This window comes from Nocardioides sp. (assembly GCF_036493135.1).
Taxonomy (GTDB): domain Bacteria; phylum Actinomycetota; class Actinomycetes; order Propionibacteriales; family Nocardioidaceae; genus Nocardioides.
Window position 1 is genome coordinate 84,196 of record NZ_DASXQG010000087.1, and the last position, 12,307, is coordinate 96,502.

At 69.7% G+C, this 12,307-nt stretch carries 13 protein-coding genes; 10 read left to right on the forward strand and 3 right to left on the reverse strand.

The window, feature by feature from the left end:
* Positions 1-3: 3 nt before the first annotated feature.
* The 3 genes from VGJ24_RS16415 to VGJ24_RS16425 form a co-directional block, all read right to left on the reverse strand.
* Positions 4-414: a VOC family protein gene (locus VGJ24_RS16415; protein ID WP_331501712.1), complete on the reverse strand. Its 411-nt coding sequence runs from the start codon at positions 412-414 to the stop codon at positions 4-6.
* Positions 415-443: 29 nt separating this feature from the next.
* Positions 444-1,688 (reverse strand): isochorismate synthase, encoded by a 1,245-nt coding sequence (locus VGJ24_RS16420; RefSeq protein WP_331501713.1) that lies wholly within the window; start codon positions 1,686-1,688, stop codon positions 444-446.
* 64 nt (positions 1,689-1,752) lie between these two features.
* Positions 1,753-2,883, reverse strand: a complete 1,131-nt coding sequence (locus tag VGJ24_RS16425) for a L,D-transpeptidase family protein (protein ID WP_331501714.1) — start codon at positions 2,881-2,883, stop codon at positions 1,753-1,755.
* Between the two features lie 178 nt (positions 2,884-3,061).
* On the opposite strand from VGJ24_RS16425, the gene VGJ24_RS16430 reads away from it, so the two are divergent.
* From VGJ24_RS16430 to VGJ24_RS16475, 10 genes are all read left to right on the forward strand, one after another.
* Positions 3,062-3,751 carry a demethylmenaquinone methyltransferase gene (locus tag VGJ24_RS16430; protein WP_331501715.1) on the forward strand — a complete coding sequence of 230 codons (690 nt, stop codon included), beginning with the start codon at positions 3,062-3,064 and terminating at the stop codon, positions 3,749-3,751.
* A 9-nt stretch (positions 3,752-3,760) separates the two neighbouring features.
* On the forward strand, positions 3,761-4,198 hold the full coding sequence (locus VGJ24_RS16435) for a hypothetical protein (protein WP_331501716.1): 438 nt from the start codon (positions 3,761-3,763) through the stop codon (positions 4,196-4,198).
* A 207-nt stretch (positions 4,199-4,405) separates the two neighbouring features.
* Entirely contained in the window at positions 4,406-4,765 is a 360-nt protein-coding gene (locus VGJ24_RS16440; protein WP_331501717.1) for an NADH-quinone oxidoreductase subunit A, read from the forward strand.
* Positions 4,766-4,777: 12 nt separating this feature from the next.
* Positions 4,778-5,332, forward strand: coding sequence for an NADH-quinone oxidoreductase subunit B family protein (locus VGJ24_RS16445; protein ID WP_331501718.1), 555 nt, complete (start codon positions 4,778-4,780; stop codon positions 5,330-5,332).
* A complete protein-coding gene (locus tag VGJ24_RS16450) occupies positions 5,329-6,036 on the forward strand; it encodes an NADH-quinone oxidoreductase subunit C (protein ID WP_331501719.1) in 708 nt (235 codons plus the stop codon). Before VGJ24_RS16445 ends, VGJ24_RS16450 begins: the two co-directional genes overlap by 4 nt.
* Positions 6,037-6,124: 88 nt before the next feature.
* On the forward strand, positions 6,125-7,459 hold the full coding sequence (locus VGJ24_RS16455; RefSeq protein ID WP_331501720.1) for an NADH-quinone oxidoreductase subunit D: 1,335 nt from the start codon (positions 6,125-6,127) through the stop codon (positions 7,457-7,459).
* Positions 7,456-8,145, forward strand: a complete 690-nt coding sequence (gene nuoE, locus VGJ24_RS16460) for an NADH-quinone oxidoreductase subunit NuoE (protein ID WP_331501721.1) — start codon at positions 7,456-7,458, stop codon at positions 8,143-8,145. Before VGJ24_RS16455 ends, nuoE begins: the two co-directional genes overlap by 4 nt.
* Positions 8,138-9,445, forward strand: coding sequence for an NADH-quinone oxidoreductase subunit NuoF (nuoF, locus tag VGJ24_RS16465; protein ID WP_331501722.1), 1,308 nt, complete (start codon positions 8,138-8,140; stop codon positions 9,443-9,445). The genes nuoE and nuoF overlap by 8 nt, the downstream gene beginning before the upstream one ends.
* Positions 9,445-11,838 carry an NADH-quinone oxidoreductase subunit G gene (locus VGJ24_RS16470; protein ID WP_331501723.1) on the forward strand — a complete coding sequence of 798 codons (2,394 nt, stop codon included), beginning with the start codon at positions 9,445-9,447 and terminating at the stop codon, positions 11,836-11,838. Before nuoF ends, VGJ24_RS16470 begins: the two co-directional genes overlap by 1 nt.
* Positions 11,835-12,307, forward strand: a 473-nt coding sequence (locus VGJ24_RS16475) for a complex I subunit 1/NuoH family protein (RefSeq protein ID WP_331501724.1), incomplete at its 3' end; no start/stop codon positions are given. The genes VGJ24_RS16470 and VGJ24_RS16475, both read left to right, overlap by 4 nt.

Here is a 12,307-nt window from a genome sequence, read left to right on the forward strand (position 1 = left end):
GGCCTAGCGGACGAGCAGGCAGAACGGATGTCCCGACGGGTCGGCGAGCACGTAGAGCGCCTCGTCCTCCTCGTCGGTGCGGTCCAGCAGGATGCGTGCGCCGAGCGCCAGCGCTCGGTCACGCTGGCGAGCCAGCTCGTAGGCGCTGGACACCGAGAAGTCGAGGTGCATCTGCATCGGTACGTCGTGCTCGGGCCAGGTCGTCGGCTCGAGCCGGTCGACCTGCTGGAAGGCGAGCTTCCGACGGCCCTCGGAGTCGACGAGCACCAGCCAGTCCGCGTCGTCGAGCCCGTCGACAGGTGGCTCGTCGCCCGGGCGGTACTGCAACCCGAGCAGGTCGCGGTAGAACTCAGCAAGCCCGCGACAGTCGGTGGTGTCGATCGCGGTGTGCATCAGCCACGGGAACTCGTCCATGCCCGGCACGGTAGTCGCGGAGACCGACGTCAGTCGGCGCCGAGTGAGTCGCGCACCGGCACGAGCTTGGCCTGCGACTCGGCGAGCTCGGCCTCCGGGTCGGAGTCCGCGACGATGCCGCACCCGGCGAACAGGCGCACGGTGTTGTCGGCGATCTCGGCCGACCGCAGGGCGATGCCCCACTCGCCGTCGCCGCTGGTGTCCATCCATCCGACCGGGCCGGCATACCGGCCGCGGTCCATGCCCTCGATCTCCGCGATCAGGGCGACCGCCTCGGTCGTCGGCGTGCCACCGACGGCCGCGGACGGGTGCAACGACGCGGCCAGCTGGAGCGACGACACCGTGCTCGCGTCGTGGACGACGCCGGCCACGTCGGATGCGAGGTGCATGACGTTGGGGAGGTGCAGCACGAACGGCGTCTCGGGGACGATCATCGACGAGCAATGCGGCTCGAGCGCGTCGGCGACGGAGCGTACGGCGTACTCGTGCTCCTCGTGGTCCTTGCTCGACCGGGCGAGGGTGGCGGCCTGGGCGAGGTCGCGCTCGTCGTCGCCGGTACGCCGGATGGTTCCGGCCAGCACGCGCGAGGTCACGAGGCCGCGCTCGCGGCGCACGAGCATCTCCGGGGTCGCACCGAAGAGGCCGTCGACGTGGAACGTCCAGCACATCGGGTAGCTCGTGGCGAGGCGGTTGAGCGGCCAGCGGACGTCGATCTTGCCGGCGGCGGTGGCGACCAGGTCGCGGGCGAGCACGACCTTGCCGAGCGCGCCGGCCGTGATCCGGCCGACTGCCTCGGCCACGACCGCCATCCAGTGCTCGCCGTCCATCGCGCCGTCGCTGAAGACGACGTCCTCCGGCGCCTCGGCCGCCCCCCTCGGCGCGGCGTACGACGCGCCGTCGACGACGGTGAGCCAGGTGCGGCCGCCTCGGCGGCCGACCACCACCCGCGGAACCGTCAGCACTGACTCCCCGGGGTCGTCGGCGAACGCGAAGGACCCGAAGCAGACCAGCCCCGAGCCGGGTTCGCTGACGTCGTCCCGGATGTCGGCGCGAGCGACCGTCTCGGTCCACCACTTGTCGGCGTCGGAGAAGCGCGTGATGCCGCGGGGCCGGATCTGCGCGGCGACGCCCCAACCGACCAGTCCCTCGTCGCGGCGGAGCCAGGTCACGGCGTCGTCTGCGGGGAGCATGGTGAGGAGGGGGTCGTCGTCGTCGATCTCGGTCGTCCGGACCGACAGACCGGGCGACGCGGGGGTGGCCGCGGGGCTCGTCACAGTCGGGAAGCGTACCGGGCGGCCGACCTCAGCCACGCGTCGACGGGAACTGCTGTCGCCAAGGTCACGACCAGTAGACGACGACCTTGTCCCCGACCTGCACCTGCGAGAACAGCCATTTGACCCCGTCGTAGTCACGGATGTTCACGCACCCGTGTGAGGCGCCGTTGTAACCGACGGTCGCGAAGTCCGAGGAGTAGTGCACCGCCTGGCCGCCCGAGAAGAACATCGAGAACGGCATCGACGAACCGTACATGCGCGACACATGGTCGGCGTCCTTGAGATAGACGTGGAACAAGCCCTCGCGGGTCGGGGTGTCGTTGAGCGTCGAGCCGAACCGGGCGTCGAGCGTCTGCTGCACGTGGCCGTCGATCACCCACCGCAGCGTCCGCGTGGTCTTGTCGATGCACATCACGCGACCGGTGAGGCAGCGCGGGTCCAGCTTGCCGGGGGAGGGCAGCTCGTTCCGGAGCTCGGCCGAGGTCGGGGTTGTCGTCATCGCGTCCAGCCGGTCAAGAGTGCGCTGGTCGACGGCACCGGTGACCGGGATGGCCCGCTTCGCCTGGAAGCCGTTGACCGCGGTGAGGGTCTGCGAGTCGTAGGTGCCGGTGACGTCGCCGAAGTACCACGCGATCTGGCGCAGGCGCGCCTGGATCGCACGTACGTCGTGGCCGTTGTCGCCGGACTGGAAGAGGGGCTTGCCCGCGTGGAGCACGTTGAACATCGCGTCGTGGGTGGGCGTGGTCGTCATCGCCCGGAGCTGCTTCCAGGTCTTCGCGTCGAGAACCCCCGTGCGGTGGAGGCTGTGCTTGCCCTGGAAGCCCTTGACCGCGGCGGCGGTGGTCGCGTCGTAGTCCCCGGTGGTGGTCTCGGGGAGCCACGCCAGCTGGAACAACCGCTGCTGCAGCTCGCGGACCTGGGTGCCCTTCGATCCGGGCTTCAGCACGTCGGCGTCCGCCTGCACGTGGTGGGTCGGTGACGAGCTCGGGGAGCTGGGGGAGCTCGGCGACGTCGGTGACGTCGGCGATGTCGTGGAGGAGGGCGGCGTCGTGGAGGAGGGTCCGCCGGGCAGGTTGCCCGACGACGCCACGGAGCGTTGGTCGTGGTCCTTCAGGAGCCGACCTCCGGCGTACGCCGCGCCGCCGAGCACGCCGATGACGAGCACCAGCGTCAGCAGGATCTTGAGGACCTTCATTGTTCTCCTCCGGGGAAGTCCACGGCTCGGCGGTCGGGCGAGGCGTGGCGAGGACGCCTCAGTGTCGATCCTGAAGACGCGAAAACCCGGCATTTGGTTGCAGTCGCCACGCGTCGTCGGACGTGCTCTCATCGGACCGGCACAGGGTGCGGACAGAACCGAGCCCTACTCTCGTGCCGTGGCCCGCGCAGACCTGGACAAGCAGCCGAGCGACGTACGCCGGATGTTCGACACGGTCGCCGAGCGGTACGACGTCACCAACGACGTGCTGTCCCTCGGCCAGGACCGGCGCTGGCGCAAGGACGTGTTCGACTCCGTCGCGCCCGAGCCTGGCGAGCTGGTCCTCGACCTCGCCGCTGGCACCGGCACCTCCAGCCAGCCGTTCGCCGACGCCGGCGCGACCGTCGTGCCCTGCGACTTCTCGCTCGGCATGCTCCGAGTGGGCAAGCAGCACAAGCCGTACCTACCGTTCACGGCCGGGGACGGCACCCGGCTGCCCTTCGCCGACGGCGTCTTCGATGCGGTCACCATCTCGTTCGGGCTGCGCAACATCGTCGACCCGCTGGCCGGGCTTCGCGAGCTGCGGCGCGTCACCCGGCCCGGGGGTCGGCTCGTCGTCTGCGAGTTCAGCCACCCGACGTGGGCGCCGTTCCGGACCCTGTACGTCGAGTACCTCATGCGCGCGCTCCCACCCATCGCGCGCGCGGTCTCCTCGAGCCCCGACGCCTACGTCTACCTGGCCGAGTCGATCCGGGCCTGGCCCGACCAGCCGGCCCTCGCCGACATGATCGGAGAAACCGGGTGGCGGCGTCCGCAGTGGCGTAACCTCACCGGCGGCATCGTCGCGCTGCATCGGGCAACGGCATGAGGGAGCGGCATGAAGAGAGTCGGCTGGTTCGGCCTGGTGTGCCTGCTGCTCGTCTCGGCGAGCGGATGCAAGGTCCATCGACCGTCCTTGAGCGATGACGGTCCTGAGCGCGGCTGTACGCCGCCGAAGCTGACCGTCGTCGGGCACGCCGGGAAGCGTGGTCCCCTGACGGTCCATCCCGGACAGACCCTGCGCCTGCGCGGGATCCACTTCACCGACGACTGTGCGGCCGGTGGAGCCGGCACGGGGCGGACGATCCCCAGGTTGCAGCTCGTGCTTCAGTCGAAGTACCGGATCGGTCCCCTGGCCACCGTGCATCCTCACGGCGCGAGCTCGGCGTTCACGGTGGCCGTCAGGATCCCGCCGACGACCGCGACCGGTCCGGCGAAGATCTTCGACACGGCCGGCTCCGTCGCTGGCGGCATCCGGCTCGTCGTACGACCCTGAGCAGGGTGGCAGGTACGGCATTTAGGGCACATCGGAGTTCGTTAAATGCCCAGGTGAGAGGCCGTTTGCCGGTCCACGGACCCGGAGATGCACGCCCGATGGTGGAGTCCTAGACTGGCCGACGGCCGGTTCGTGAAGGCGTTCACAAAGTCACAATCTCGGTGACGTGGGTCACGGACGGACACCGCAGCAGGGAAGGAAATCTGGATGGAGCTCTACACGCCCGTCCTGGTACTGGCGGCGATCGCGGCGGCTTTCGCGATCCTCTCGGTGATCATGTCGGCCGGGGTCGGGCCCCGGCGCTACAACCGCGCGAAGCTCGATTCCTACGAGTGCGGCATCGAGCCCACACCGCAGCCGGTCGGCGGCGGCCGCTTCCCGATCAAGTACTTCATCGTCGCGATGATGTTCATCATCTTCGACATCGAGATCGTCTTCCTCTATCCCTGGGCCGTGCAGTTCGACGCACTGAAGGCCTTCGGGCTCGTCGAGATGGTGCTGTTCATCGCCACCGTCTTCGTCGCCTTCGCCTACGTCTGGCGACGCGGCGGCTTGGACTGGGACTGAGGTAGCTGTTCCATGGGTCTGGAAGAGAAGCTTCCGAGCGGCGTCCTGCTGACCACCGTCGAGGGCGTCGCGGGCTACATGCGCAAGGCCAGCTTCTGGCCCGCCACCTTCGGTCTGGCCTGCTGTGCCATCGAGATGATGACCACCGGTGGCCCGAAGTACGACCTCGGGCGCTTCGGCATGGAGGTGTTCCGGGCCAGCCCCCGCCAGGCCGACCTGATGATCGTGGCGGGCCGGGTCAGCCAGAAGATGGCCCCGGTGCTGCGCCAGATCTACGACCAGATGCCCGACCCGAAGTGGGTGCTCGCGATGGGTGTCTGCGCCAGCAGCGGCGGGATGTTCAACAACTACGCCGTCGTACAAGGCGTCGACCACGTCGTCCCCGTCGACATGTACCTGCCCGGCTGCCCGCCGCGTCCGGAGATGCTGATCGACGCGATCCTCAAGCTCCACGACCAGGTGCAGCACAAGCCGCTCGGCCCGAACGCCCGCAAGGCCGAGGTTGAGCACGAGACCGCCGCCCTCGCCGCCGCCCCGACCTCGCAGATGAAGGGCCTGATGCGGTGAGCCCCGACGACCACACGGAGCAGAGCAACGTCCCGGCCCAGCCCGGCTCGGTCGAGAGCATGGGCACCCGCCACGGCATGTTCGGCGTTTCCGGGTCCGGCGACACCAGTGGGTACGGCGGTCTGGTCAAGCAGACGATCTTCCCCGGCGCCAACCAGCGCCCCTACGGCGGCTGGTACGACGAGGTCGCCGACGCACTGGAGGCACGGCTGAGCTCCACCGGACTGATGGCCGCCGTCGAGAAGGTCGTCATCGACCGCGACGAGATCACGTTCCACATCCGGCGTGACGACCTGCCGTTCGTCGCACAGATGTTCCGCGACGACGACGCGCTGCGCTTCGAGCTCTGCTCCGGCGTGAGCGGCGTCCACTACCCCGGCGACACCGGGCGCGAGCTGCACGCCGTCTACCACCTGCTGTCGATGACCTACAACCGCCGCGTGCGGCTCGAGGTCAGCGTCCCCGACGCCGACCCCCACGTCCCGAGCATCGTCAGCATCTACCCCACCAACGACTGGCACGAGCGCGAGACCTTCGACATGTACGGCATCGTGTTCGACGGCCACCCGGCCCTGACGCGGATCCTGATGCCGGACGACTGGCCCGGCCATCCGCAGCGCAAGGACTACCCGCTCGGCGGCATCCCGGTCGAGTACAAGGGCGGGACGATCCCACCGCCCGACGAGCGAAGGAGCTATTCCTGATGTCACCCCACGACGTTCTTCTCCTCCGCCGCGCCGCTTCCCCGTCGAACAACGCCCCGGGGACCCCGACGTCTCGTGGAGATGAGGCATGACGACACAAGACCTGTACGCCGGCACCGCCGACACCGCCGAGGGCAAGGTCTTCACCGTCACCGGCCAGGACTGGGACTCCATCACGCAGGGCCTCGACGACGTCGAGGAGCGCATCGTGGTCAACATGGGCCCGCAGCACCCGTCGACCCACGGCGTGCTCCGGCTGATCCTCGAGCTCGAGGGCGAGACGGTGACCGAGGCCCGCTGCGGCATCGGCTACCTCCACACCGGCATCGAGAAGAACATGGAGTACCGCTCCTGGGTGCAGGGCGTCACGTTCTGCACCCGGATGGACTACCTCGCGCCGTTCTTCAACGAGATGACCTACGTGCTCGGTGTCGAGAAGCTGCTCGGGATCGAGGAAGACATCCCGGAGAAGGCCCAGGTCATGCGGGTCCTCCTCATGGAGCTCAACCGGATCTCCTCCCACCTGGTCTGCATCGCTACCGGCGGCATGGAGATCGGCGCCCTGACCGTGATGACGATCGGGTTCCGCGAGCGCGAGCTCGTGCTCGACCTCTTCGAGCTGATCACCGGGCTGCGGATGAACCACGCGTTCATCCGGCCCGGTGGCGTCTCGCAGGACCTCCCGCCCGGCGCGCTCGACGAGATCCGCAGCTTCGTCGCGCTGATGAAGAAGCGCCTGCCGGAGTACGCCGACCTCTGCAACGCCAACCCGATCTTCAGGGGCCGCCTCGAGGGGGTCGGTCACCTCGACCTCGCCGGGTGTCTGGCGCTCGGTCTGACCGGCCCGGTCCTACGGTCGACCGGCTACCCGTGGGACCTCCGCAAGACTCAGCCCTACAGCGGCTACGAGACCTACGACTTCGACGTCCAGACCTGGGACACCAGTGACTCCTACGGACGTTTCCGGATCCGGCTGGCGGAGATGTGGGAGTCGCTGAAGATCGTCGAGCAGGCGGCCGACCGGCTGGCCAACCTCGACGGTGCGCCCGTGATGGTCGCCGACAAGAAGATCGCCTGGCCCAGCCAGCTCGCGATCGGCAGCGACGGCATGGGCAACAGCCTCGACCACATCCGCCACATCATGGGTGAGTCGATGGAGGCCCTGATCCACCACTTCAAGCTGGTCACCGAGGGCTTCCGCGTTCCGCCCGGCCAGGCGTACGTGCCGATCGAGTCGCCGCGCGGCGAGCTCGGCGCCCACGTCGTCTCCGACGGAGGCACGCGTCCGTTCCGCGCGCACTTCCGCGACCCGTCGTTCACCAACCTCCAGGCCACCAGCGTGATGTCCGAGGGCGGCATGGTCGCCGACGTGATCGTCGCGATCGCCAGCATCGACCCGGTGATGGGAGGGGTCGACCGGTGACCCAGGAAGCAACCGGGCTCAGCGACACGACATACGCCGAGCTGAGGGAGATCGCAGCGCGCTACCCGCAGCCGCGCTCCGGCCTGCTGCCGATGCTCCATCTCGTGCAGGCCGCGGAGGGTCGCATCACGCCGGAGGGCATCGAGGCGTGCGCCGACATCCTCGACATCAGCGCGGCCGACGTCAGCGGGGTGGCGACCTTCTACACGATGTACAAGCGTCGTCCGGTCGGCGAGTACCACGTCGGGGTCTGCACCAACACGCTGTGCGCCGTGATGGGTGGCGACGCGATCTTCGAGCGGCTCAAGGAGCACCTGGACGTCGGCAACGACGAGACGACCGACGACGGGAAGATCACCCTCGAGCACGTCGAGTGCAACGCCGCTTGCGACTACGCCCCCGTGATGATGGTCAACTGGGAGTTCATGGACAACATGACTCCCGAGTCGGCCACGCAACTGGTCGACGACCTCCGGGAGGGCGCGGAGGTCCGGTCGACGCGTGGACCGCGGGTCGCGACCTGGCGCGAGGTCGAACGAGTGCTCGCCGGCTTCCCGGACGATCTGGTGGACGAGGGTCCGGCTGCCGGTCCTCCGTCCCTGGTTGGCCTCGAGATCGCCCGCGAGCAGGGCTGGACCGCGCCCGGCCAGGACACCACACACGAGGAGGGCCACCAGGATGGTTGACACGCTCACCCCGGTCCTCACCTCCGACTGGGCCGACGAGCAGAGCTGGAAGCTCGCGACGTACGAGCGCAACGGCGGGTACCGCGCCCTGCGCAACGCGTTGTCGATGGCGCCCGACGACATCATCACCGCGGTCAAGGACTCCGGGCTGCGCGGCCGTGGTGGCGCCGGCTTCCCGACCGGGATGAAGTGGGGCTTCATCCCGCAGGACAACCCGAACCCGAAGTACCTCGTGGTCAACGCCGACGAGTCCGAGCCGGGCACCTGCAAGGACATCCCGCTGATGATGGCGTCGCCGCACACGCTCGTGGAGGGTGTGATCATCAGCAGCTTCGCGATCCGCGCGAACACCGCGTTCATCTACGTCCGCGGCGAGGTCGTCCACGTCATCCGGCGGGTGCAGGCTGCGGTCGCCGAGGCGTACGCCGCGGGTCACCTCGGGACGAACATCCACGGGTCCGGCTACGACCTCGACGTCGTTGTGCACGCGGGCGCGGGTGCCTACATCTGCGGTGAGGAGACCGCGCTGCTCGAGGGTCTGGAGGGCCGACGCGGACAGCCGCGGCTGCGACCGCCGTTCCCGGCCGTGGCCGGTCTCTACGCGAGCCCGACGGTCATCAACAACGTCGAGTCGATCGCGTCGGTGCCGAGCATCATCGGCAACGGCGCCGACTGGTTCGCCTCGATGGGCACCGAGAAGTCCAAGGGCTTCGGGATCTTCAGCCTGTCCGGCCACGTCGCTAAGCCCGGGCAGTACGAGGCGCCGCTGGGCATCACGCTGCGCACGCTGATCGACCTGGCGGGCGGGGTCCGGCACGGCCACGAGCTGAAGTTCTGGACGCCGGGCGGTTCGTCCACACCGATCCTCACCGCCGAGCACCTCGACGTTCCGCTGGACTTCGAGGCGGTCGGCGCGGCCGGCTCGATGCTCGGCACCCGGGCCCTCCAGATCTTCGACGAGACGACGTGCGTGGTCCGGGCCGTGCTGCGGTGGACCGAGTTCTACAAGCACGAGTCCTGTGGCAAGTGCACGCCGTGCCGCGAGGGCACCTGGTGGCTCGTGCAGATGCTGACGAACCTCGAGCAGGGCGTCGGCCGCGAGGAGGACCTCGACGTCCTGCTCGACCAGTGCGACAACATCCTCGGCCGCTCGTTCTGCGCACTCGCGGATGGTGCGGTGAGCCCGATCTCGAGCTCGATCCAGTACTTCCGGGACGAGTACCTCCAGCACCTCTCGAACGGCGGATGTCCCTTCGACCCGGTCGCCTCCACCCTCTTCGTGTCCGAGGGAGCCCGCTGATGGCGATCTCCGAGGTCGAGCACCCTGACCTGATCACCCTGACCATCGACGGCGTCCAGGTCAGCGTGCCCGCCGGCACCCTGATCATCCGGGCGGCCGAGCAGGTGGGCGTCCAGATCCCGCGGTTCTGCGACCACCCGCTCCTGGAGCCGGTCGGCGCCTGCCGGCAGTGCCTGGTCGACGTACCCGACGCCGGCAACGGCCGGCCCATGCCCAAGCCGCAGGCGTCCTGCACGATCCCGGTCGCCGAGGGCATGGTGGTCAACACCCAGGCCACCAGCGAGGTCGCCGACAAGGCGCAGCAGGGGATCATGGAGTTCCTGCTGGTCAACCACCCGCTGGATTGCCCGGTCTGCGACAAGGGCGGCGAGTGCCCCCTTCAGAACCAAGCGATGTCCAACGGCCGTGGCGAGTCGCGGTTCGCCGTGACCGGCGGGGTCAAGCGCACGTTCCCCAAGCCGATCAACATCTCCGCCCAGGTGCTGCTCGACCGTGAGCGCTGCGTGCTCTGCGCCCGGTGCACGCGATTCTCCGAGCAGGTCGCCGGCGACCCGTTCATCGCACTGCTCGAGCGCGGCGCGCTCCAGCAGGTCGGGATCTATGAGAAGGAGCCGTTCGAGTCCTACTTCTCGGGCAACACCATCCAGATCTGCCCGGTCGGCGCGCTGACCAGCGCCGACTACCGCTTCCGCTCGCGCCCGTTCGACCTGGTCTCGACCCCGTCGATCGCGGAGCACGACGCGTGCGGCGCGGCGATCCGCGTCGACCACCGTCGCGGCCAGGTGATGCGTCGGCTGTCCGGCAACGACCCCGAGGTCAACGAGGAGTGGATCACCGACAAGGACCGCTTCGCGTTCGGCTACCTGCGCACCGACGACCGGCTCGGCTACCCGCAGATCCGTGAAGAAGGCGAGCTGCGGCCGGCGTCGTGGCCCGAGGCGTTCGCAGTCGCGGCGCGCGGCCTCGCCGAGGCCGGTGCGACCGGTGTCCTGCCAGGCGGCCGGGTGACCGCCGAGGACGCCTACGCGTACAGCACCTTCGCGCGGCTCGCGCTGGGCACCAACGACGTGGACTTCCGGTCGCGACCGCACTCGGCGGAAGAGGCTGACTTCCTGGCGGCCGAGGTGGTGCTCCGGCAGGGCGCGACGTACGCCGACCTCGACGCCGCCAACTCCGTCGTCCTCGTCGGGCTCGAGCCCGAGGACGAGGCGGGCACGATCTTCCTGCGCCTGCGCAAGGCGAATCGCGAGCACCGCACACGGGTCTGGTCGGTCGCGCCGTACGCCACCAAGGGGCTGAGCAAGATGGGCGGCACGCTGATCGCGGCCAGGCCCGGTACCGAGGCCGAGGTGGTCTCGGGGCTGGCCCACGACGAGGGCGTCGAGCTGGACAGCGCCAGCGTGATCCTGGTCGGCGAGCGGATGGCGACCGTCCCCGGCGCGCTCACCGCCGTCGCCCGACTGGCCCGCACCTCCGGCGCCAAGCTGGCGTGGGTGCCGCGGCGGGCCGGCGACCGCGGTGCACTCGAGACCGGCTGCCTCCCGAACCTGCTGCCCGGTGGCCGTCCGGTCACCGATCCTTCGGCCCGGGTGGACGCGGCCACCGCCTGGGGCGTGGCCGGCCTGCCCGAGCAGCCCGGTCGGGACGCAGACGCGATCGTCGCCGCCGTCGCGTCCGGTGCGCTGGGCGGCCTGGTCGTCGGCGGCGTCGATCCCGACGACACGGCCGATCCCGCGGCGTTCCGGACGGCGCTGGAGTCCGCCCGCTTCGTGGTCGCGCTCGAGCAGCGCGAGACCGACGTGACCCGCGCCGCCGACGTCGTGTTCCCGGTGGCGCCGGTGACCGACAAGCCCGGCACCTTCGTCACCTGGGAGGGCCGGCCCCGCGAGTTCGACGCGGTCTTCGTCGACCCGAACGCCCTGCCCGACGCCCGGGTCCTCGCCGGCATCGCCGAGGAGCTGGGCCGACCGCTCGGCTTCCGCACTTCGGCCGAGGCACACGACCGGATGGTCGAGATGGGGCCGTGGGACGGCGAACGCGCGACGCTGCCCGACACCCCCGCTCCGGGCTCGGCGACGGCCCTTCAGGACGGCCAGGTCGCGCTGGCCAGCTGGAAGCTGATGCTCGACAACGGCTCGATGCAGGACGGCGAGAAGTACCTCCGCGCCACCGGTCGTACGCCGGTCTGCCGCGTCTCGCCGGGTGCCGCCGCCGCGCTCGGCGCCATGGTCACGCTCGAGGGAGACCGCGGCTCGGTCACGCTCCCGGTCGAGGTGGCCCACGGCCTCGCCGACGACGTGGTCTGGGTACCCGCGAACTCCACCGGCAACGGCATCCTCGCCGACCTGGCCTCGCCCGGGTCCGGCGTACGCCTGAAGGGAGCCGAGCAGTGACGGTCCTCGATCTCTCCCCGAGCGCCGGGGCCAACGGCCTGGGCGCCTTCGGCCAGGACCCCTGGTGGCTGATCCTGATCAAGGCGCTGCTGATCTTCGTGATCCTGGTGCTGCTGACGCTGTTCAACATCTGGTTCGAGCGCCGCGTCGTGGCCCGGATGCAGCACCGCATCGGCCCCAACGTGAACGGCCCGTTCGGTCTGCTCCAGAGCCTCGCGGACGGCGTGAAGCTGGCGCTGAAGGAGGACATCATCCCAACGGCCGCCGACAAGGCCGTCTTCATCCTCGCTCCGGTGATCGCCACGGTCCCGGCGTTCGTGGCGTTCTCGGTGATCCCGTTCGGCCCGGTCGTCACGCTGCCGTGGAGCGACCGGCAGACCCCGCTCCAGCTGACCGACATGCCGGTGGCCGTGCTGTTCGTGCTGGCGGTCGGCTCGATCGGCATCTACGGCATCGTGCTCGGCGGCTG